This is a genomic window from Streptomyces sp. NPDC051217 (genome assembly GCF_044455465.1).
Classification (GTDB): domain Bacteria; phylum Actinomycetota; class Actinomycetes; order Streptomycetales; family Streptomycetaceae; genus Streptomyces.
In genome coordinates this window covers 110801-131719 of record NZ_JBITEV010000009.1, presented here as the reverse complement: position 1 = coordinate 131719, position 20919 = coordinate 110801, and the positions used below count along the sequence as shown (strand labels likewise).

Here is a 20919-nt window from a genome sequence, read left to right as displayed (position 1 = left end):
GGCGGTCCCGCGCGGCGGCGTTCAGCTCTGGTACGGCCACACCAGCAGGACGGGGCACGGCGCGTGGTCGACCACGAAACGGGACTCCGGGCCGAGGCTGTGCGGGCCGGGCCGGTCGGGGTCACCGTCGCGCGCGCAGATCAGCAGGTCCACGTCCGCCGCCGCGCGGACGACCTCCTCCTGAGGACGGCCGTGCCGGTCGAGCAGTTCGCAGGGCCGGCCGAGCCGGTGCGCCGCCTTCTCAAGGAGGTCGGCGCCCACCACCCCGGCCAGCGCCTCCAGCCGGGCGCCGGGATCGTGATCGGGCCCGTGTCCACGGCCGAGCAGCCCCGCGTAGGCGCGGTGAGCCTCTTCGACGATCCGGTCGTCGCCCACGTGCAGCAGGACGACATGGTCGTCGGGGGCCCGTTCACGGGCGGCGTCGACGCAGGCGGGCCAGGTCGACGGACTGATCCAGACGAGGGCGGTTGTCTTCACGTCGGTCACAACTGCAGGGTGCCCCACAGGGCAACGGTCGAAGCGATCAGCGTCGCGGGCACGGTGAGCAGACCGAGCCGGGTGAACTGCCGGAGCGAGGGCGCCGAGTCGTGTTCGTGCAGGACACGGCGCCACAGGAGGGTGGCGAGGGAGCCGACGTACGTGAGGTTGGGACCCAGATTCACCCCGATGAGCGCGGCGAGCACGGGGCCGGGGCCCGCGGGCGCGACGAGGGGCAGAAGGGCGAGGATCGCGGGCAGGTTGTTGATCAGATTGGCCAGGAGGGCGGCGACGCCGGCGACGGCGAGGAGCGTGGTGAGGGATTCACCGGCCGGGAGGATCCGGCTGATGCCGGTGTCGAGGCCGTTGTCGACGACGGCCTTGACGACGATGCCGAGCGCGAGCACGAAGAGGCAGAAGAGCGGCGACGCGGCCCAAAGGAGCGCGAGCGGTGTGGTGCGCCTTCGCCGCAGCGCGCGGGCGGCGAGCACCGCCGTACCGGCGAAGGCCGCCCAGAGCGGTTCGATACCGACGAGGGAGGTGACGGCGAACGCGACGAGTGTCAGGCCGAGGACGACGAGCGTGAAGGTCGGTACGGTGCGCGACTCGACCTCCTTGGGAGGGTGCGCCCCGGTGGCCAGATCGGTCGCGAAGAACCGGCTCAGGACGACGTACTCGACGGCGATCGCGGCCAGCCACGGGAGCGCCATGAGCACGGCGAACCGGGTGAAGGAGAGACCGCTGGCGGTGAAGGCGAGGAGGTTGGTGAGGTTGGAGACGGGGAGCAGGAGCGACGCGGAGTTCGCGAGGTGGGTGCAGGCGTAGACGTGCGGGCGCGGGTGGGCTCCGACGCGGCTCGCGGTCACGAACACGACGGGTGTGAGGAGGACGACCGTGGCGTCGAGGCTGAGGACGGCGGTGGTGACGGCGGCGACGCCGAACACGCCGCCGAGCAGTCGGCGAGGATGCCCGCCGCAGAGACGGGCGACGAGGTCGCCGGCGGCCTGGAACAGGCCGTCGTCGTCGCAGAGTTGGGCCAGTACGAGAATGGCGGCGAGGAACCCGACGACGGGCAGCAGGCTGTGCGTCTGGTCCCACGCGTCGGCGGGCGACACGGCGCCGAGTACGACGACGAGTCCGGCGGCCGGGAGGGCGACGACGGCTTCGGGCAGACCTCTCGGCCGCGCGACGGCGAAGGCGAGCACGGCGAGGAGCAACCCGACGGACACGATCTCGGCGACGAGGCTGTTCACGGGCGGCGCCTGGGGGCTGGTGGGCGGACGGAACGTTCATACGACGCGCCGCGCGACACGCGACGCCGGCCCAACGTACGGTCCCCACGCGGGTCTGCCGGGCAACGCCCCCGGGGCGCGACCGACCGCTTGGCGGGTGTGCTCGACGACGAGCCGTGGGATTCCGCGACCCGGCCCGGTGCTGTCGCGGGGAACGGGTGGGCCGGTGCGCGCGGCCCGTGGGCCGCGTGCGCGACCCGACCGCCGGGCGGCACCGGTGGCCCACCCCGACGCGGCCCGTGGGCTGCCCCCGGCCCTCGGTGCCGGGGCTACGATCGAAGTCGAACCGGCCCACCGTGACCGGTAGAGGCCGTACATCTGGACCGCGGCGTCAACACGGACGGTCTGGCCGGGCGGACTCGACCACGACGATGCCGTCACCGACGAGCACCGCGCCGGACGGCTCGCACAGGTCGCTGGCGAGCGTCGTGACCTCGCCGGTCGCTGCTCCTGTCCCCCGCTCGCGCGGCGGCGGAGAACCGTCCCGCCGCGACCCGCCACGCCCGTTCCCCGCTCGCCCGGCGGGCTGCCGGCGCGGCCGAACCGGCCACCGGCCCGCACCGGCGAACCACTCCCGGTACCGGCCGGCAGCCGGCGGTACGGGGCCGAGCCCTCCCGGGCCCGGCCCCCTTCTCAGCCCTCCACGCCCAGGCGTTCCAGGATCAGTTCGCGGACCCGAGCCGCGTCCGCCTGGCCGCGGGTGGCCTTCATGACCGCTCCCACCAGTGCGCCCGCCGCCGCGATCTTGCCCGCGCGGATCTTGTCCGCGATCGCCGGGTTCGCGGCGATCGCCTCGTCCACCGCCGTACCGAGTGCGCCCTCGTCGGAGACGACCTTCAGGCCGCGTTTCTCGACGACGGTGTCCGGGTCGCCCTCGCCCGCGAGGACGCCCTCCAGGACCTGCCGGGCCAGCTTGTCGTTGAGGTCGCCCGCGGTCACCAGTTCCGCCACCCTGGCGACCTGCGCCGGGGTGATCGGGAGCGCCGCGAGGTCCGTGGACGTCTCGTTCGCGCTGCGCGCCAGCTCGCCCATCCACCACTTGCGTGCCTGGTCGGCCGGGGCGCCCGCCTCGATCGTGGCGGTGATCAGGTCGACCGCGCCCGCGTTGAGCATCGACTGCATGTCGTGCTCCGAGACGCCCCACTCCTCGCGCAGGCGCTTACGGCGCAGCCGCGGCAGCTCAGGCAGTCCGCCCCGCAACTCCTCCACCCACTCGCGCGGGGGCGCGATCGGGACGAGATCCGGCTCGGGGAAGTACCGGTAGTCCTCCGCCTCCTCCTTCACACGGCCGGACGTCGTGGAACCGTCCTCCTCGTGGAAGTGGCGGGTCTCCTGGATGATCGTGCCGCCGCCGTCGAGAACCGCGGCGTGCCGCTGGATCTCGTAACGCGCCGCCCGCTCGACGCTGCGCAGCGAGTTGACGTTCTTCGTCTCCGAGCGGGTGCCGAACTTGCTCCGCCCGTGCGGGCGCAGCGACAGGTTGACATCGCAGCGCATCTGGCCCTGCTCCATCCGGGCCTCTGAGACGTCCAACGCCTTGATCAGCTCGCGCAGCTCCGCGACATACGCCTTCGCGACCTCCGGCGCGCGCGCCCCGGCGCCCTCGATCGGCTTGGTGACGATCTCGATGAGCGGGATGCCCGCGCGGTTGTAGTCGAGCAGGGAGTGGGACGCGCCCTGGATACGGCCGGTGGCGCCACCGACGTGCAGCGACTTGCCGGTGTCCTCCTCCATGTGGGCGCGCTCGATCTCCACACGGAAGATCTCGCCGTCGTCCAGCTGGACGTCCAGATAGCCGTTGTAGGCGATCGGCTCGTCGTACTGCGAGGTCTGGAAGTTCTTCGGCATGTCCGGGTAGAAGTAGTTCTTCCGGGCGAACCGGCACCACTCCGCGATCTCGCAGTTCAGCGCGAGACCGATCTTGACGGCGGACTCTACGCCGATCGCGTTGACGACCGGAAGCGCGCCCGGCATGCCGAGACAGGTCGGACAGGTCTGCGAGTTCGGGGCGGCGCCCAGTTCGGTGGAGCAGCCGCAGAACATCTTCGTACTGGTGCCGAGCTCGACATGGACCTCCAGGCCCATGACGGGGTCGTACGTCGCGAGAGCGTCCTCGTACGGAACGAGCGACACGTGTTCAGTGACGGTCACGGTGAAACTTTCCCTCTCTGCGGGCTCAGCCCAGCAGGACGTCGTCGTCGCCCAGCCGCTTCAGCTCGCGGTAGAGCAGAGCGATGCCGGTGACGATGGCGGCGGCGGAGACGGCGGCGTCGATCAGCCGCAGCGTGTCGTTGTCCTGACGGGCCATCCTGGCCTGCTTGACGACGCTGACCGCTCCGAAAGCGGTCGTGCCGATCGACAGGTACACGCCGGACTTCGACTTCTTGAAGCTCTTGGCCTTCTTGGTCATTGCGCTCATAGCGACGGTGCCTCCTCCAACAGCGGATGTCCCCAGCGTTCCACGAACGCCGCCTCGACCGCTGCGCCTACCCGGTAGAGACGGTCGTCCTTCATCGCGGGGGCGATGATCTGCAGTCCGACCGGGAGACCGTCCTCCGGCGCCAGTCCGCAGGGCAGCGACATGGCGGCGTTTCCGGCCAGGTTGGTCGGGATGGTGCACAGATCGGAAAGGTACATCGCCATGGGGTCGTCGGCGCGTTCACCGATCGGGAAGGCGGTGGTCGGCGTGGTGGGTGAAACGATCACGTCGACCTGCTCGAAGGCCCTCTCGAAGTCCCGCACGATCAGGGTGCGGACCTTCTGCGCCGAGCCGTAGTACGCGTCGTAGTAACCGGAGCTGAGCGCGTACGTACCGAGCATGATGCGCCGCTTGACCTCGTCGCCGAAGCCCGCCTCCCGGGTGAGGGCGGTGACGTCCTCGGCCGAACGGGTGCCGTCGTCGCCGACCCGCATGCCGTAGCGCATGGCGTCGAAGCGCGCGAGGTTGGAGGAGCACTCGGAGGGCGCGATCAGGTAGTACGCCGAGAGGCCGAGGTCGAAGGACGGGCAGTCCAGCTCGACCACTTCCGCGCCGAGCTCCTTGAGGAGGTCGACGGACTCGGCGAACCGCTGCATGACACCGGCCTGGTAGTGCTCGCCGGAGAACTGCCGGACGACACCGACGCGCATACCGGTGACGGTGCCGTTGCGGGCGGCCTCGACCACCGGCGGGACGGGGGCGTCGATGGAGGTCGAGTCGAGCGGGTCGTGTCCGCCGATGACCTCGTGGAGGAGGGCCGCGTCCAGGACCGTACGGGCGCACGGGCCGCCCTGGTCGAGCGAGGACGAGAAGGCGACCATGCCGTAGCGGGAGACGCCGCCGTAGGTGGGCTTGACGCCGACCGTGCCGGTGACGGACGCGGGCTGGCGGATCGAGCCGCCGGTGTCCGTGCCGATGGCGAGCGGCGCCTCGTAGGCCGCCAGGGAGGCCGACGAGCCGCCGCCGGAGCCGCCGGGGATACGGGTGAGGTCCCAGGGGTTGCCCGTGGGACCGTAGGCGCTGTTCTCCGTCGACGACCCCATGGCGAACTCGTCCATGTTGGTCTTGCCGAGGATGACGACACCGGCCTCCTTGAGGCGCCGGGTGACGGTCGCGTCGTACGGCGGGATCCAGCCTTCGAGGATCTTGGAGCCGACGGTGGTGGGGATGCCCTCGGTGGTGAAGATGTCCTTCAGCGCGAGGGGGACACCGGCGAGCGAGCCGAGCTTCTCGCCCCTGGCCTTCTGCTCGTCGACGGCACGGGCCTGCGCGAGGGCGCCCTCACGGTCGACGTGCAGGAAGGCGTGGACCTTCTCGTCGACGGCCTCGATACGGGTGAGGTGGGCCTCGGTGACCTCGACGGCCGTCAGCTCGCCGGAGGCGATCTTCTCGGCGATCTCGGCCGCTGTGAGCCGGATGATGTCGGTCTTGATGTCCGTCATGGCTTTTAGTCCTCCCCCAGGATCTGCGGCACCTTGAAACGCTGCTGCTCCTGGGCCGGGGCGCCGGAGAGCGCCTGCTCGGGGGTGAGCGACGGGCGTACCTCGTCCGCGCGCATGACGTTGGTCAGCGGCAGCGGGTGAGAGGTCGGCGGAACGTCTTGGTCGGCGACCTCGGATACGCGGGCGACCGCGCCGATGATGTCGTCGAGCTGACCGGCGAAGTGATCGAGCTCTTCGCCCTTCAGCTCCAGACGCGCCAGCCGTGCGAGGTGGGCGACCTCCTCGCGCGTGATGCCAGGCATGCGGCGATCCTCTGGGTGAGTGTCGGGATTTTGACCCAATCCTATGGGGCGCGACACCGTGCCCACGAAACGGTTTCCCGTTCCGCCCCGCTGTCCCGGCCGCGTACGGGCGTCCGCCGGTCGCGTACAGGCGTCTGTTACTGGACCACGCGGCTGGAGGGACCCGAGGCGTCGGTGCGCGGCGGCTCCAGGGCCGGCGCGGGCGGCGGGCGGTGCCAGCCGGTCTCACCGCGGGCCAGCAGCCAGGACGTCGCCTCGTGCGGGGGCATCGCGGCGGCCACGAGCCAGCCCTGGACGGCGTCGCAGCCCAGGTCGCGCAGGCGCTCCCAGGTCTCGTCGTCCTCGACGCCCTCGGCGACGACGACCAGGCCCAGCGAGTGCGCCAGGTCGATCGTGCAACGGACGATCTCCGCGTCCTCGTTGTCGATGGCGAGGCGGGCCACGAACGAACGGTCGATCTTCAGTTCACTCACCGGGAGACGGCGCAGATGGACCAGCGACGAGTAGCCCGTACCGAAGTCGTCGAGGGACATCTTCACGCCGTGGCCCGTCAGGCCCGCCAGGGTGTCGGCGGCCCGCTGCGGGTCCTCCAGCAGGACGTGCTCGGTTATCTCCAGCTGGAGCGCGCCGGCCGGGACGCCGTGCCGGGCGAGCCGGGCGGCGACCGCGCCGGCGAAGCCGGGGGTGTGGACGTCGCGCGGCGAGACGTTGACGGCCACCGGTACGAACAGGCCCTGCGCCCGCCAGCGGGCGACCTGGCCGAGGGCCGATTCCAGTACGTACTCGGTGAGGTAGGGCATCAGGCCCGAGGACTCGGCGATCGCGATGAACTCGTCCGGGGGCACTCTCCCCCGGTCCGGATGCACCCACCGTACGAGCGCCTCCAGGCCGACGACCTGGCCGTCGAAGCGGACCTTGGGCTGGTAGTGCAGCTCCACGTCGCCCGCGTCGAGGGCGCGCCGCAGATCGCCCAACAGGCCCAGCCGGTCCGGGGTGTTGGAGTCTCTCTTGGACTCGTACACCTCCACGCCCGTACGGTCCCGCTTCGCCTGGTACATCGCGACGTCGGCCCGCTGGAGCAGCCCTTCCGCGTCCACCGCGTGCTCGGGGTAGACGGCGACGCCGGCACTGGCCTCCAGGACGAGCGTCAGGCCGTCCAGGTCGAGCGGCGAGGACAACTCGGCCGCGAGATGCCGGGCCACGCGCTGCGCGCTGGTCGTGGAGTCGACCAGCGGCAGCAGTACGGCGAACTCGTCACCGCCGAGCCGCGCGGCCTCCGCTCCGCGCGGCAGGGCCAGCTTGAGCCGCTCCGCTATCTGCAACAGGAGTCTGTCGCCCGCGAGATGACCGAGTGTGTCGTTGACGGAGCGGAACCGGTCGAGGTCGATCAGGACCAGCGCCGAGCGTGCGCCGAGGGTCTTGGCCTCCTCCAGCGCCGTCCAGGTCCGCTCCAGTAGCCACTGCCGGTTGGGCAGCCCGGTCAGGGGGTCGCGCAGCTGCTCCTCGGCCCGTGCCCTGGCGATCCAGAGCGTGGAGTCGAGGGCGATCAGCGGGACGGCGAACAGGGGCAGCACCACGGGTCTGGAGACGGCGACGACACAGATCAGTGGAGTGATTCCGAGCAGTGCGACGGCGAGCAGGCTCTGCCGCAGCACGGCCGTACGGGCGATGGTCGGCAGGCCACCGCCCTGCGGGGTCAGCGAATACCACAGGAGCAGCCGGGTCACCACCAGATAGGCCCCGGCCGCCAGCACGATCTCCGGGACGGTGCCGATCCCCCAGTGGAGGGGCTGCCAGGGCTTCGCGACGGTCGGTACGTCGCCGAAGGCGAGCAGGACCAGCGCCGCCGCCCCGATGCCGAGGATGTCCACGGCGCCGTGCAGGGCGCCCTGGCGCCAGCGGTGCCTGCGGGCGATGCCGACCAGGACCACGACGGCGAGGCTGACGAGGCCGGCGGCCACCCAGCCGTACAGGAGCAGCACGGCGAGGGTGAGGGCTGCGCCGGAGCCCGTGCCGCCCCACCAGCGGTCGCGGCCGAGTGCGACGAGATGACCGACGACGATGCCGGTGAGGATCGCGAGCGACCAGCCCGTGGTGCCGTCCGGGAAGAGCGCCCGGCCGTCCCGGATCTGCAGGACGATGCCGAGTGCCAGCACGAAGGCGGCGAGTCCCACCACAACGAGGCCCACTCCGGCCGACGTGCCTCCAACTCCCGCGAATGCGCGCGGGCGTGAGACCGGGGCGGCGCTCTCGGTCGGTTTCATTCCCGTCCCTCTCACAGCCGGCAGTGCCATTACCACGCGATGGCACGTTGTCATGCCACCACGGCTGATTTCCCACACGCAGCCGTGCACGACAGGCGTACCCCTCAACAGTAGGCCGCGAACGGCGTCGGCGGGCAGCGCTCTACCGCTGTTGCCCGAATGCAACCCGCCCTTCCGTATCCATCTGGTATGCGCCGAACGGGTGACCTACGAGGGCTCGTTGTGCCCGTTCGGTCACTCTGCTCCACTCTCCGCAGACGCCTCGTCAGCCGTCTCCGGGGCGTCCTTGGCCGATTCCTTCGCCCCCTCCTCCGGGGCCTCCGGCGCCTGTAGGGCGGCCTCCCGCGCCGCGTCGGGGCCTTCGGCGAGCAGGACGGCGAACCCCGCCTCGTCGAGCACCGGCACCTTCAGCTGCATCGCCTTGTCGAACTTGGAGCCGGGGTTCTCACCGACCACCACGAAGGCCGTCTTCTTCGATACGGCGCCCGTCACCTTCGCTCCGAGCGTCTGGAGCGCCTCTTTCGCGCCATCCCTGGTGTGATTTTCGAGCGTGCCCGTTACGACGACGGTGAGGCCCGCCAGCGGGCGCGGTCCCTGGTCCTCGTCGGCGCCCTCGTCCTCCATGCGGACCCCGGCCTCGCGCCACTTGCGCAGGATCTCGCGGTGCCAGTCCACCTCGAACCACTGCTTGAGCGAGGCGGCGATCGTCGGGCCCACTCCCTCGACCGCCGCCAGCTCCTCCTCGGTGGCCTGTTCGATACGGTCGATGGACCGGAACTCCCTGGCCAGTGCCACCGAGGCGACCGGCCCCACATGCCGGATCGACAGCCCGGCGATGACGCGGGCCAGGGGGCGCCGCTTGGCCGCCGCGATGTTCTCCAGCATCGCCAGCGTGTTCTTCTTCGGCTCCCCCTTCTGGTTGGCGAAGACGGTGACGATCTTCTCCTTGCCGGTCTCCGGGTCACGCTTGGGCAGGCCGGTGTCCGCGTCGCGCACGTACGCCTTGATCGGCAGCAACTGCTCCACGGTGAGGGTGAAGAGGTCGCCCTCGTTGAGCAGCGGGGGCGTCGGCGGCTCCAGCGGCTTGGTCAGCGCGGCGGCGGCCACATAGCCGAAGTTCTCGATGTCCAGGCACTTGCGTCCGCCGAGATAGAACAGCCGCTCGCGCAACTGGGCCGGGCAGGAACGGGCATTGGGGCAGCGCAGGTCGATGTCGCCCTCCTTCATGGCCCGCAGCTCGGTCCCGCACTCGGGGCAGACGGTCGGCATCTCGAACTCGCGCTCGCTGCCGTCCCGCAGGTCGGCGACCGGACCGAGAATCTCCGGGATGACGTCGCCCGCCTTGCGCAGCACCACCGTGTCGCCGATGAGGACGCCCTTGGCCTTCACCACTTCCTGGTTGTGGAGGGTGGCGAACTCGACCTCGGAGCCGGCGACCTGGACCGGCTCGACCACCGCGTACGGAGTGACCCGGCCGGTGCGTCCGACGCCCACCCAGATGTCGATCAGCTTGGTGTTGACCTCCTCCGGCGCGTACTTCCAGGCGATCGCCCAGCGCGGGGCGCGGGAGGTCGAACCGAGCCTGCCCTGGAGGGAGATCTCGTCCAGCTTGACGACGACACCGTCGATCTCGTGCTCCACCGAGTGACGGTTTTCGCCGAAGTACGCGATGAACTCCCGTACACCGGCGAGGTCGTCGACGACCTTGTTGTGCCGGGCCGTCGGCAGGCCCCACTCCTCCAGCAGCTCGTACGCGTGCGAGAGACGGTCGATGTCGAAGCCCTGCCGCGCGCCGATGCCGTGCACCACCATGTGCAGCGGGCGCGACGCGGTGACCTTGGGATCCTTCTGGCGCAGCGAACCCGCCGCCGCGTTGCGGGGGTTGGCGAACGGCTTGTCGCCGGCCTCGACCAGCCGGGCGTTGAGCTCCTGGAATGCCTCCATCGGGAAATAGACCTCGCCGCGGATCTCCACCAGCTCCGGAACCCGGTCGCCCTTCAGCCGGTGCGGGATCTCCGCGATCGTACGGACGTTGGGCGTGATGTCCTCGCCCGTGCGGCCGTCGCCACGGGTGGCGGCCCGCGTGAGTCTGCCCTGCTCGTAGGTGAGATTGACGGCGAGGCCGTCCACCTTCAGCTCGCACAGGAGGTGGTAGCCCGGAGCGCCCACCTCCCTCGCGACGCGCTCCGCCCAGGAGGCCAGCTCCTCGTCGTCGAACGCGTTGTCCAGCGAGAGCATGCGCTCGCGGTGCTCGACCGCGGTGAACTCCGTCTCGTACGCCCCCGCGACCTTCTGGGTCGGCGAGTCGGGCGTACGCAGCTGTGGGTACCGCTCCTCCAGCGCCTCAAGGTCGCGCAGCAGTTTGTCGAACTCGCCGTCGCTGACGACCGGCTGGTCCTTCACGTAGTAGCGGAAGCGGTGCTCCTCGACCTGCTCGGCGAGGTGCGCGTGCCGCTCACGCGCTTGCGCGGGTACTGCCGTCTGCTGTTCGCCGGCCACCGTTTCATCCTCCCGTTCCACCGCGTGCCGCGATTACCGCGATCAGCGCGAGCCATGTCTCACCCATGTCACTCAGGGTTGTCCGCGAGGGATCGCGCCGCCCTGACACAGTGCTCCATGGCGGCGCGGGCGTACGCGGGCGAAGCACCCGCGAGCCCGCACGCCGGAGTGATCACCACGGACTCCGCCAGAGTCCCCGGATCCAGCCCCAGCCTGCGCCACAGCGTTCTGACACCCATGACGCTACCCCCCGGGTCCGACAACGGGGCGTCCGTGCCCGGCACCACCCCGGCGAGGAGTTTCACGCCGCCCTCCACCGCCTCGCCGATCGTGTCGTCGTCACGCTCGGTGAGCAGCGAGAAGTCGAACGACACGGCTGCGGCCTCCGCGCGGCGCAGCAGCGCGAACGGCACGTCGGGGGCGCAGGAGTGGACGAGGGCGGGGCCGTCGTTCGCCCGCATCACCTGGCGCAGGGTGTCCTCGACGACCTGCCGGTCCACCGCCCGGTGGGTGCGGTAGCCGCTGGCCGTCCTGATCTGCCCGCGCAGTACGGCGGTGAGGGACGGCTCGTCGAGCTGGAGCACCGGCCTGGCGCCGGGCACCCTGCGCCGTACGTCCGCGAGATGGGCCGTCAGCCCCTCCACCAGGGACCCGGCCAGGTCGCGGCAGGCTCCGGGGTCGCTGAGCGCCGACTCGCCGTTGCGCAGTTCCAGGGACGCGGCGAGTGTCCACGGGCCGACGACCTGGACCTTGAGCGGGCCCTCGTATCCCTGGGTGAACTCTTCGAGCGCGTCGAGATCCTCGCCCAGCCAGGACCAGGACCGCCGGGTGTCGCGGCCGGGGCGGTCGCCGATCCGCCAGCCGCTGGGCTCCACACGGGCGAAGACCTCGACGAGGAGCCCGGCGGTCCGGCCGATCATGTCGGCGCCGGGGCCGCGCGCGGGCAGTTCGGCGAGGTGCGGGAAGTCGTCGAACGTGCCGGTGACGGCCTTGGCCGTCTCACGCGCGTCGTCGCCCGGCATGGACCCGACGCCGGTGGCGGCGCCCCATACGGCCTTCGCCGGGGCGTCGGTGGCGGCCTCGGCGGTCCGCCGGTCCCGCCCGGTCCCGCTGTCGGTACTGCTGTCGGTACTGCTGTCGGTCTGGTTCATCGTCCCGGCCGCACCGTCAGGTCGTTGATCTCCGCGTCGCGCGGCAGGTCCAGGGCGGTGAGGATCGTCGTCGCGACCGACTCCGGGTCGATCCAGCGGGGGGCGTCGTACTCCTTGCCCTCCTGGCGGTGCACCTTGGCCTGCATGGGCGTGGCCGTACGGCCCGGATAGACCGAGGTGACGCGCACGCCGTTCGGCCGCTCCTCCTGACGGAGGGCGTCGGCGAGCGCCTTGAGGCCGTGCTTGGAGGCGGCGTACGCGCCCCACATCGCGTGGGCGTTCAGGCCGGCGCCCGAGTTGACGAAGATCACCTGGCCCTTGGCGGCGCGCAGTTGGGGCAGGAAGAGACGGGTCAGCTCCGCCGGCGCGACAAGGTTCACATTCAGCTGACCGGTCCATGTCTTGGGGGTCAGCTCGCCGATCGGGCCGAGCTCGACGACACCCGCGAAGTGCAGGAGCGAGTCCAGGTGGTCGGGGAGCGTCTGGTGCGACAGCGCCCAGGAGAGACGGTCGGGGGTCGCGAGGTCGCCGACGAGCGTGCGGGCGCCGGGAAAGTCCGCGGCGATTTCCTTGCCGCGGCCGGCGTCGCGGGAGAAGAGCAGCAGGTCGTCGCCGCGCTCGTGCAGTCGGCGCGCGACAGCGGCGCCGATGCCGGAGCCCGCGCCGGTGATCAGATGGGTAGCCATGGGGTCATGTTCGCATCACCGCATGGCGCGCCCATACGGTCCCGCCGCGCCCCTCGCCTGCTCAGCGCATGCCGGCGGACTCCTCCAGATAGGCGAGGGCGCCCACCGCCTCCTCCGCGAAGAAGACCAGGTCGGTCAGGGGCACCGGGAGGAAGCCCTCGCTGTCCATACGCCTGAACTGCTCCTTGAGCCCGTCGTAGAAGCCCGCCGTGTTGAGCAGCACCACCGGCTTGTCGTGCAGGCCGTGTTTCTTCAGTTCGAGGATCTCGGTCGCCTCGTCCAGCGTGCCCGTACCGCCGACCATGATCACTACGGCGTCGGACTTGGCGAGGAGCAGCGCCTTGCGCTCGGCGAGGTCCTCGGCGATCACCATCTCGTCGGCCCGCGCCCGCATGGAGGCCCCCAGGAAGCCGACGGAGACCCCGACGAGACGCCCGCCCGCCTCCTCGACCCCGTCGGCGACGACCTTCATCAGCCCGGCGTCGGAACCGCCCCAGACGAGCGTGTGACCGCCCTTGCCGAGGAGTTCGGCGAATTCCCGGGCGGGGCGGGTGTAACGCTCGTCCAGGTCGGCGGCGGAGAGGAAGACACAGATTCTCATGACCCCACGGTAACCGGGTGACCTCCTGGGGAAGAGGGCGTGGCCCGCCGTTGCTGACGGTAGAAGGGACCAGCGCGGGAAGCGGGACCGAGTTAACCGAAGGAGCCGATCGCCATGGCCAAGGGCCACACCATCACCGTCGAGCAGGGCACGGAGCATGTTCGCGCCGTGCGCGACGGACAGGTCGTCGCGGAGAGCCGCCGGCCGTTGCTGCTGCACGAGACCGGACTGCCCGTCCGTTACTACCTGCCGCCGGAGGACGTGCGCACGGAGCTGCTGACTCCCTCGGACACCACCACCCACTGCCCGTTCAAGGGCGATGCCTCCTACTGGTCGCTGCCGGACGCGCCCGATCTGGTCTGGGCGTATCCCGAGCCGAAGGACGAGGTCGCCGAGATCAAGAACCACTTCTGCTTCTACGAGACCGAGGTCGTCGCGGGCTGAGCGCACAGCCCCGGACGCCGTGCCCGAGGGCCCGGAAAAGAATTTCTCCAATTTCCGCTCACCGGCGATGAGTTCCGGTGAGTGCGCGGGTCTCAACCCGTATGGACCAAGTGGGCAAGGCGAAGTCGGGTGATGGCACCCTCATCGCGTACCGGCGCACGGGCGGTGACGGGCCTCCGGTGATCATGGTGGGAGGAGCGTTCAGCACGGCGGCGGCGGAAGCACCGCTGGCGGCGCTCCTCGCACCGCGCTTCAGCGTGATCACCTACGACCGGCGGGGGCGCGGCGGCAGCGGGGACACCGCCCCGTACTCGGTGGAGCGCGAGGTCGAGGACATCGCCGCCCTCCTTACGGAGGCGGGCGGCAGCGCCTCCCTGTACGGGATGTCCTCGGGCGCGGCTCTGGCGCTGGAGGCCGCCGCGACGGGGCTGCCGATCACTCAACTCGCCGTGTACGAGCCTCCGTACGACACCGGCGCGGCTGACCGCGCGGACAAGTCGGCCTTCACCGCACGGCTTGACGATCTGCTGTCGCGGGGGCGGCGGGACGAGGCCGTGGAGTTGTTCCTGTCGGTGGTCGGGGTGGAGCCCGACGTGGTGGCGGGGATGCGCCGGGCCGCGATGTGGCAGGGCATGACGGCGCTGGCGCACACCCTCGCGTACGACAACGCGGTGGTGGGTCCCGGACCGGTGCCCACGGAACGGCTCGCACGGATCACGGCGCGGGTGATGGTCGTGGACGGGGGCGCGAGTCCGCCGCCGGTGCGGGTGGCCGCGCGGGCGGTGGCCGAGGCGCTGCCGCGCGGGCGGCACCGCACTCTGACGGGGCAGATCCACGAGGTGGCGCCGCATGTGCTGGCGCCGGTCCTCGAAGAGTATTTCGCCGCGGCGGCGTGAGGGTCGGTGGACGACATGAGAACAGTGGGAGCGGTGGGAACGGCGGAAGCGGCCGTGGCGGTGGACGCGGTGGCAGCTGTGCCGGTGAGAGCGGCGACGGGCGCCATGCTCGCCGCCCAGGCCCGGTGCAGGCACGGGCGCGTGGGGTTCAGCGGATCGCGTCGTCCGGCAGCAGCGCGTGGACGCCCCACACCTGGTTGGCCACCTGCGTCACCCGCAGATCGACCGTCGTACTCGCCAGAGCCAGCGCCGTGGCCCGCTTCACCCCGTACAGCGACGTCATCCACGTCAGCATCGCGTCGAGAGCCAGCGCCGACGCCTCGTTGAGATCCGCGTCGAAGCCGAAGGTGATCCGGCCGGCCGGAGTCACCGCGTGGGGCGTGGGGAGGGGCGGGGACGACAGGAGGTCCACGGTGAGCCGGGTCGTCATGCCGCACTCGACCGCCGTTCCGGAGACCTCGCCGTCGCCCTGCGCGGCGTGGCCGTCACCGATGCTGAGGAGCGCGTCCGGCACGGTGACGGGGAGGAACAGGGTGGATCCGGCGACCAGTTCGCGGCAGTCGATGTTGCCGCCGCCGAGGGTGCGGGGCGGTGTCGTGGAGTGCTCGCCCGGTTCGTTCGGGGGTGTGCCGATGACGCCGAGGAAAGGCGCGAGGGAGATCGTATGACCGTACTGGTCGGTGCCGGTGCCCTTGTCCGCGTCGAGGTCCCAGACCAGCCACTCGGACTCCCCCTCGGCGATGCCCAGCCGGCGGTTGAGCGGGGTGTCGGACGTCGCCGCCGCGGTGAAGCCCCAGTCGTCGGGGCGCAGGGACTCCAGCCGTACGGACAGGGCCATGCCCGGCTCCGCGCCGCGTACGGCGATCGGCCCCACCAGGCAGTGTCCGCGACGCTCTTCGAGCATGCGCGGCACGGTCTCGTCCGCCGTACGGCGCCGCTTCAGATGCCCCGAGCAGTCGAGCGTGTGGACGGTGAGGGTGTCTCCGGGGTCGACGGTCAGCACCGGGGGCAGTTCGCGCGAGAAGACGTTGCTCACCGTTCCGGGCACGGAGTCCAGGAGGTGCTCGGCCATGGGGGCTTCCCTTCGGTCGGTGCGGTCGGGGCGGGGCGTTCGGGTCAGCCGGCCGCGACGGACGAGGCGCCGTACGGCATCGCCCCGGCGGTGACCAGGCTCCCCTCACCGTAGTCCGCCCCGCGGGCGGGCCGGTAGCGGGCCCCACGGGACGCGACCGCGCGGCCCGGGAGCCTTCTCCCGGGCCGCGCGGGGCTCAGCCGCGGCGCACGGTGAACTCGGCTCGGCGTACGCGCAGTACGGTCCGGCCGCCCTCGGTCGAGACACGCGCGCCCTCGCACCGTGCCGGGCCGTCCACCGCGACCACCGACTCCCCGCCGGAAGCACCGGAAGCGCCGGTGGCGCCGAGCGCGCGGAACGTCGCCCGGCCGTCGGCGGCGCCAGCGAGTTCCGCCGTCGCGTACGCGACGCGCAGGCCGCCGAGGTCCAGTCCGAGCGGCAGGATCGCCGCCGTACGACCGGGCAGGCGCAGTGTCTCGCCGCCGAGGAGAGGCTTGCCGTTCTCCGTGACCGTGAAGTCCTGGTCGTAGCCCGAGGAGACGTTGAAGGCGTGCAGCAGCCGTCCGCGCTCGCCATCCGCCGTCGTCGGCAGGAAGACTCCCGGGTCGGTCGCGCTGTGCCGGAGGGCCGGTGCGGCGTCCAGGGCACGGAAGGCACGTCCCCAGAAGGTCAGGTCGCACTGGTAGTCCGTGGTGATCACGACAGCTCGCCCCCGGCCGAGCGGGATGTCGAAACCACAGCCCTTGCCGGTGGACAGCTCGCGCAGCACCGTGCGGCCCCGCGCGGGCTCGCACAACTGGGCACGTGAGAGCCGTACTTCGGGGAGCGGCGCCGCCCAGTCGTGGGCGGTGACCGACAGCCAGAAACGGTTCGCGTCGGTGAGCGTGGAGCCGGCCTTGAGACCCAGCGCGTCCGCGAGCACGGTGCAGCGCTTGTCGGCCATGTCCTTGACCGGCAGCCTCCCCGACAGGAGCAGCTTTCCGCCCGCCTCCGTATAGCGGACCAGGCGCCGCTGGAGTTCGGCCCCCAGATGTTCGCCGGTGGCCAGCGCGATCACCGGTACGGCCTCCGGGTCCGGGTCGCCCGCCTGAAGGTTCACGCTCCGGTAGCGGAAGCCGCCGAGCAGCATCGCGCGGGCCAGGGAGCCGCGCGGGCCCGCGCCGCGCGTGTTCACCGCTTCGTCCAGCACACGCTGTACGGATGCCAGCTCGGGCGGGTGGTACTCGGTCAGATAGTGATCCGGTACAAAACCGAGCGCCACGTCGTCGTAGGTCGTACGCATCGGCGCGAGGACGTCGGCGAGCCCGCCCATCGCGCGTACGGTCTCCCGCGTCGACGCGTAGCTGACCCCCGGCCGGCCCTCCGGATCGACGGGTGCGGCGAAGCCGTGCCGCTCGCCCGTGATGCCGATGCGGTCGTTCCCGTCGCCGGTCGGCTTGTCGAGCTTCGGGTTGAACCCGCCCGCGAACAGGTAGTAGTTGAGCATTTTCGCGCCCTGCGCGACACACAGGCGGGTCTTGAGATCAACGCCGGTGGGGCTGGTCTGGCTGTCCATGTTCTGCCCGTAGTCGGCGTGTCCCGCGTCGAACTCCAGCGCCGTGACCGGCTGGTCCTCGTCGTTGACCGCGTCCATGAACGCGTTGATGAGATACAGGTCGGTGACATTGCGCAGGGTCAGGTCGCCGAGGTAGAAGTCCGCTCCGGAGATCGTCCCCTCGATCCCCCCGTAGGTCTCCATCAGTTGGCTGATACCGATGGGGAACGGCTCGGCGCGGCTGTCGGAGGTGCCGTGGATGTTGATCACGAACGGGACGCCGGTGACCCCGTACTCCTCGGCGGCAGAGCGCAGTTCGGCGACGTACCGCGCGAAGGGGCCCCGCATGAAGCGGCCCAGATCGTGCATCAACGCCGCCCCGTACGCGTCTTTCGGGTTGCGGACCGCCTTGCGCCGCCCGGCGAGGTCCTCGCCCGCGAAGGGGGAGCGGGCCCCGAGCCCGTCCCCGTACTCCTCGCGCAGCCAGCCGTCGAAGTCGGCCGTCACGTGGTCGGTGAGGTCGGGCGAGTTGCTGACCCAGGCCAGCATCCCGATCTCGTTGTCGAGCTGTACGGAGATGACGGGGCCACCGCTGCCGTGCAGCCGCTTCGCGAGGACCGGCATGACCGCCGCGTACCAGTGGCGCGTCTCCTTGAGGAAGGCGGGCGCGAGGTAGTCGACGGTGGGGGCGGTGGGGGCGGTGGCGGGAGCGTCGTTCCAGCCGGTGGAGACGATCTCGGGATGGTCCTTACGCACCCGCTCGGGGACGCCCTCGCCCTTCAGCTCGGCCATGGTGAAGGGGCCGGGGCGGGCGATGAAGAGGAAGCCGTTGCGGTGGCAGAGGTCGATGAAGGCGCCGAGGTCGCGCTCGGCGCGGGTACGGCCGGTGACGTCGATCGTGCCGTCGGGCAACTCGTGCCACATCCAAGGGATGTAGGAGGCGATGGTGTTGAGGCCGGCGGCCTTGGCGCGGTCGAGCCTGGACTGCCAGTCCGCCTTCTTCAGACGGAAGTAGTGGATCTCTCCGGCGAGTACGAGCACGGGCTTGCCGCCGATGAGGATCTGCTTGTTCCGGTACGAGACGGTTCCGGCCGGGGCGGTGTCGCCGGACGCGGCCGGGGTCGCCGGGGCGGCCTGGGCTTCGGGAGCGGACAGGCCGGCGGTGGCGAGCGTACCGAGGGCGGCTCCGCCCAGGACGGCGCGGCGGCGTGGGGCGGGGGCGGCAGGCGTCATGGCGTCGTTCTTCCTGGGGGGAGAGCAGAACGGGGGGCGGCTCGGCGACGCGGACGGCAGCATGTATGCGCTGCCTGTATGCGCATACATGCACCCTGGAGCAGCCCCTCACGAGCCACAAGAGCCCGTCTGATCACGCTTGCGCAACGGGGTCGGCCGCCGGTGATCCCGGTCGGCCGGTGAGCCGGCCAGGCGGTAGGCCGGTCAGCCGGTCAGGGCTCCCGTGCGTCGTACCGTCGTCGCGATCGTGGCCGAGCCGACCACGCGCGTGCCGTCGTACAGCACGATCGCCTGGCCCGGGGCCACGCCCCGTACGGCCTCCGCGAAGTCCACGCGCAGGGTGCCGTCGACCAGTTCGGCCGTGACCGGTGTCTCGTCGCCGTGGGCGCGCAGCTGGGCCGTGTAGGCGCCGGGGCCGGACGGGGCCGTGCCGCCGCACCAGCGGGGCCTGATGGCCGTCAGGGCGGTCACGTCGAGGGCGGCGGCGGGGCCGACCGTCACGGTGTTGTCGACGGGCGAGATGTCCAGCACGTAGCGCGGCTTGCCGTCCGGCGCCGGGTGGCCGATCCGCAGGCCCTTGCGCTGGCCGATGGTGAATCCGTGCGCGCCGTCGTGCGTACCGACCTTGGACCCGGACTCGTCGACGATGTCCCCCTCGGCCTTGCCGAGACGGGCGGCGAGGAAGCCCTGGGTGTCGCCGTCCGCGATGAAGCAGATGTCGTGGCTGTCGGGCTTCTTCGCCACGGCCAGGTCGCGGCGCTCGGCCTCCGCGCGGATCTCGTCCTTCGTGGTGAGGGTGTCTCCGAGCGGGAACATGGCGTGCGCCAGCTGGCGCTCGTCGAGCACCCCGAGGACGTACGACTGGTCCTTGGCCATGTCGCTCGCGCGGTGCAGCTCACGGGTCCCGTCGGGGCCGGTGACGACCGTCGCGTAGTGGCCGGTGCAGACGGCGTCGAAGCCCAGCGCGATCGCCTTGTCGAGGAGCGCCGCGAACTTGATCTTCTCGTTGCAGCGCAGACACGGGTTCGGGGTGCGCCCGGCCTCGTACTCGGCGATGAAGTCCTCGACGACATCCTCACGGAAGCGCTCGGCGAGGTCCCATACGTAGAAGGGGATGCCGATGACGTCGGCGGCCCGGCGTGCGTCGCGGGAGTCCTCGATGGTGCAACAGCCCCGCGCGCCCGTACGGAAGGACTGCGGATTCGCGGAGAGCGCGAGGTGGACACCGGTGACGTCGTGACCGGCTTCGGCGGCGCGGGCGGCGGCGACGGCGGAGTCCACGCCGCCGGACATGGCGGCGAGCACACGGAGAGGGCGCTGGGGTGTCTGAGTCATAGCCACACCAGCGTAAGGGTGCCGGGGAACCAGAGTCGCGCGAGTATCCGTTGTCGGTCCATGGGCAAGAGAAGGCGGGGCGCCGTGAGCGGTGACACCCCGGGTGCGGGCGGCTCGGACGAGGGCGGGACCCCGGTCGGCGAGGGATCGGTGGGCAACGGGCCCGGGGGCGGTGGAGAGCGGGGCGGTGGGCCGAGGATCGGCCGGCGCACGCTCCTGATCGGCGGCGCCGCCGTGCTGGTGGGCGGCGGGGCGGTCGCGGTCGTGGCGGGCCAGGACCAGGCGACGCGGCTCTGGTATCGCGTACCGGGCGTGGAGAAGCCGCGCAAGCCGGGTGAGCTGGATCACGTGGGCGCCGAGTGGGTGGCGGCGTCGTCGGCGAACTGGCGCCGGGCGGACCGGCCCGACGACTACGACGTGGACCGGGTGATCATCCACGTCGTGCAGGGCAGTTACCTGACGGCGCTCAAGGTCTTCAAGGACCCGGCGCACCAGGCGGCCACGCACTACGTGGTGCGCAAGGACGGGCATGTGGCACAGATGATCCGCGAACTGGACGTGGCGTACCAGGCGGGGAACCGCTCGTACAACGAACGCGGCGTCGGCATCGAGCACGAGGGTTTCGTGGACCGGCCGGAGGACTTCACGGACGCGATGTACGCGTCGTCGGCGCGGCTGACGGCGGGAATCTGTGAGCGGTACGGGATACCCGTCGACCGCGAGCACATCATCGGGCATGTGGAGGTGCCGGGAACGGACCACACGGACCCGGGGCCGCACTGGGACTGGGACCGGTACATGAAGCTGGTACGGGCGGCGGGGGCGGGGACGCGGGCGGAGGGTCCGAGCTAGGGCGTGCCCGCGGTTGTCCGCGCCTGCGAGCCGGTGGTCGGGGTGTCCTCAAGCGCCGGCCGGGCTGGGGGTGGTCGCGGCCGGTGGCCGGGTGCCGCTCCGGGGGTCATGCCCGGACGGCGTGATTTACGCCGCGTGCGAGGCTCGTTGGACCCAGGGAAACCGGCAGGTCCACGCGACACAAATCAGCCCAGGTGTCCGGACACGCCCTCTGCGCGTCCCCCTTCCAACCCGCGGACCGGAGCGGGTGGGAACAGCGCCCCGTGGCGGCGTGAGGGGGCGGGGTCGCAGGAGGGGTGTGTTCGGACACTCAGGCTGATTTGTGGCGCGTGAACAAGAACGTCCCCTCGGGTCCAACGA

At 71.3% G+C, this 20919-nt stretch carries 17 protein-coding genes; 3 read left to right on the top strand and 14 right to left on the bottom strand.

All coding sequences use genetic code 11. The features are described from left to right. Positions 1 to 21: 21 nt before the first annotated feature. The 11 genes from ACIBBB_RS21220 to ACIBBB_RS21170 all read right to left on the bottom strand — a co-directional run bounded on the left by ACIBBB_RS21220 (position 22) and on the right by ACIBBB_RS21170 (position 13193). The gene (locus ACIBBB_RS21220) at positions 22 to 486 is read right to left on the bottom strand and encodes a universal stress protein (RefSeq protein WP_398984167.1); all 465 of its coding nucleotides are present in this window, start codon (positions 484 to 486) and stop codon (positions 22 to 24) included. Next, a complete protein-coding gene (locus tag ACIBBB_RS21215) occupies positions 483 to 1730 on the bottom strand; it encodes an SLC13 family permease (RefSeq protein ID WP_398984165.1) in 1248 nt (415 codons plus the stop codon). The genes ACIBBB_RS21220 and ACIBBB_RS21215 overlap by 4 nt, the downstream gene beginning before the upstream one ends. Positions 1731 to 2402: 672 nt before the next feature. Beyond that, on the bottom strand, positions 2403 to 3920 hold the full coding sequence (gene gatB, locus ACIBBB_RS21210; RefSeq protein ID WP_398984163.1) for an Asp-tRNA(Asn)/Glu-tRNA(Gln) amidotransferase subunit GatB: 1518 nt from the start codon (positions 3918 to 3920) through the stop codon (positions 2403 to 2405). Positions 3921 to 3945: 25 nt separating this feature from the next. Beyond that, positions 3946 to 4188, bottom strand: a complete 243-nt coding sequence (locus tag ACIBBB_RS21205) for a hypothetical protein (RefSeq protein WP_398984161.1) — start codon at positions 4186 to 4188, stop codon at positions 3946 to 3948. Then, a complete protein-coding gene (gatA, locus tag ACIBBB_RS21200; RefSeq protein WP_398984159.1) occupies positions 4185 to 5690 on the bottom strand; it encodes an Asp-tRNA(Asn)/Glu-tRNA(Gln) amidotransferase subunit GatA in 1506 nt (501 codons plus the stop codon). Before gatA ends, ACIBBB_RS21205 begins: the two co-directional genes overlap by 4 nt. A 5-nt stretch (positions 5691 to 5695) precedes the next feature. Next, positions 5696 to 5992, bottom strand: a complete 297-nt coding sequence (gene gatC, locus ACIBBB_RS21195) for an Asp-tRNA(Asn)/Glu-tRNA(Gln) amidotransferase subunit GatC (RefSeq protein WP_015036350.1) — start codon at positions 5990 to 5992, stop codon at positions 5696 to 5698. Between the two features lie 137 nt (positions 5993 to 6129). Further along, positions 6130 to 8256: a putative bifunctional diguanylate cyclase/phosphodiesterase gene (locus tag ACIBBB_RS21190; RefSeq protein WP_398984157.1), complete on the bottom strand. Its 2127-nt coding sequence runs from the start codon at positions 8254 to 8256 to the stop codon at positions 6130 to 6132. 234 nt (positions 8257 to 8490) lie between these two features. After that, complete coding sequence (gene ligA / locus ACIBBB_RS21185; protein WP_398984155.1) at positions 8491 to 10755, bottom strand: NAD-dependent DNA ligase LigA; 2265 nt, start codon at positions 10753 to 10755, stop codon at positions 8491 to 8493. 68 nt (positions 10756 to 10823) lie between these two features. Further along, positions 10824 to 11906: a methionine synthase gene (locus tag ACIBBB_RS21180; protein WP_398984153.1), complete on the bottom strand. Its 1083-nt coding sequence runs from the start codon at positions 11904 to 11906 to the stop codon at positions 10824 to 10826. Then, positions 11903 to 12592 (bottom strand): SDR family oxidoreductase, encoded by a 690-nt coding sequence (locus tag ACIBBB_RS21175; RefSeq protein ID WP_398984150.1) that lies wholly within the window; start codon positions 12590 to 12592, stop codon positions 11903 to 11905. The genes ACIBBB_RS21180 and ACIBBB_RS21175 overlap by 4 nt, the downstream gene beginning before the upstream one ends. A gap of 61 nt (positions 12593 to 12653) precedes the next feature. Beyond that, positions 12654 to 13193 carry a TIGR00730 family Rossman fold protein gene (locus tag ACIBBB_RS21170; RefSeq protein WP_398984148.1) on the bottom strand — a complete coding sequence of 180 codons (540 nt, stop codon included), beginning with the start codon at positions 13191 to 13193 and terminating at the stop codon, positions 12654 to 12656. A 114-nt stretch (positions 13194 to 13307) separates the two neighbouring features. On the opposite strand from ACIBBB_RS21170, the gene ACIBBB_RS21165 reads away from it, so the two are divergent. Then, positions 13308 to 13637: a DUF427 domain-containing protein gene (locus ACIBBB_RS21165; RefSeq protein ID WP_398984146.1), complete on the top strand. Its 330-nt coding sequence runs from the start codon at positions 13308 to 13310 to the stop codon at positions 13635 to 13637. Between the two features lie 110 nt (positions 13638 to 13747). Then, positions 13748 to 14533: an alpha/beta fold hydrolase gene (locus ACIBBB_RS21160; protein ID WP_398984450.1), complete on the top strand. Its 786-nt coding sequence runs from the start codon at positions 13748 to 13750 to the stop codon at positions 14531 to 14533. A 148-nt stretch (positions 14534 to 14681) separates the two neighbouring features. Here the strand turns inward: ACIBBB_RS21160 and ACIBBB_RS21155 are convergent, their stop codons facing one another. The 3 genes from ACIBBB_RS21155 to mnmA form a co-directional block, all read right to left on the bottom strand. Beyond that, positions 14682 to 15605 (bottom strand): acetamidase/formamidase family protein, encoded by a 924-nt coding sequence (locus ACIBBB_RS21155; RefSeq protein ID WP_398984144.1) that lies wholly within the window; start codon positions 15603 to 15605, stop codon positions 14682 to 14684. A gap of 196 nt (positions 15606 to 15801) precedes the next feature. After that, positions 15802 to 18372, bottom strand: a complete 2571-nt coding sequence (locus ACIBBB_RS21150) for a beta-galactosidase (RefSeq protein ID WP_398984142.1) — start codon at positions 18370 to 18372, stop codon at positions 15802 to 15804. A 204-nt stretch (positions 18373 to 18576) separates the two neighbouring features. Beyond that, entirely contained in the window at positions 18577 to 19707 is a 1131-nt protein-coding gene (mnmA, locus tag ACIBBB_RS21145) for a tRNA 2-thiouridine(34) synthase MnmA (RefSeq protein WP_398984140.1), read from the bottom strand. A gap of 84 nt (positions 19708 to 19791) precedes the next feature. Between mnmA and ACIBBB_RS21140 the strand changes: the two genes are divergently transcribed. Then, positions 19792 to 20559 (top strand): N-acetylmuramoyl-L-alanine amidase, encoded by a 768-nt coding sequence (locus ACIBBB_RS21140; RefSeq protein WP_398984138.1) that lies wholly within the window; start codon positions 19792 to 19794, stop codon positions 20557 to 20559. The last annotated feature ends 360 nt before the right edge of the window (positions 20560 to 20919 follow it).

Bases quoted from the DNA above. Each gene is read 5' to 3' on its own strand.
- ACIBBB_RS21155 (WP_398984144.1), bottom strand. From the start codon at position 15,605: ATGGCCGAGCACCTCCTGGACTCCGTGCCCGGAACGGTGAGCAACGTC.
- ACIBBB_RS21190 (WP_398984157.1), bottom strand. From the start codon at position 8,256: ATGAAACCGACCGAGAGCGCCGCCCCGGTCTCACGCCCGCGCGCATTC.
- ACIBBB_RS21205 (WP_398984161.1), bottom strand. From the start codon at position 4,188: ATGAGCGCAATGACCAAGAAGGCCAAGAGCTTCAAGAAGTCGAAGTCC.
- ACIBBB_RS21180 (WP_398984153.1), bottom strand. From the start codon at position 11,906: ATGAACCAGACCGACAGCAGTACCGACAGCAGTACCGACAGCGGGACC.
- ACIBBB_RS21150 (WP_398984142.1), bottom strand. From the start codon at position 18,372: ATGACGCCTGCCGCCCCCGCCCCACGCCGCCGCGCCGTCCTGGGCGGA.
- ACIBBB_RS21165 (WP_398984146.1), top strand. From the start codon at position 13,308: ATGGCCAAGGGCCACACCATCACCGTCGAGCAGGGCACGGAGCATGTT.
- ACIBBB_RS21175 (WP_398984150.1), bottom strand. From the start codon at position 12,592: ATGGCTACCCATCTGATCACCGGCGCGGGCTCCGGCATCGGCGCCGCT.
- mnmA (WP_398984140.1), bottom strand. From the start codon at position 19,707: ATGACTCAGACACCCCAGCGCCCTCTCCGTGTGCTCGCCGCCATGTCC.
- gatA (WP_398984159.1), bottom strand. From the start codon at position 5,690: ATGACGGACATCAAGACCGACATCATCCGGCTCACAGCGGCCGAGATC.
- ACIBBB_RS21170 (WP_398984148.1), bottom strand. From the start codon at position 13,193: ATGAGAATCTGTGTCTTCCTCTCCGCCGCCGACCTGGACGAGCGTTAC.
- gatC (WP_015036350.1), bottom strand. From the start codon at position 5,992: ATGCCTGGCATCACGCGCGAGGAGGTCGCCCACCTCGCACGGCTGGCG.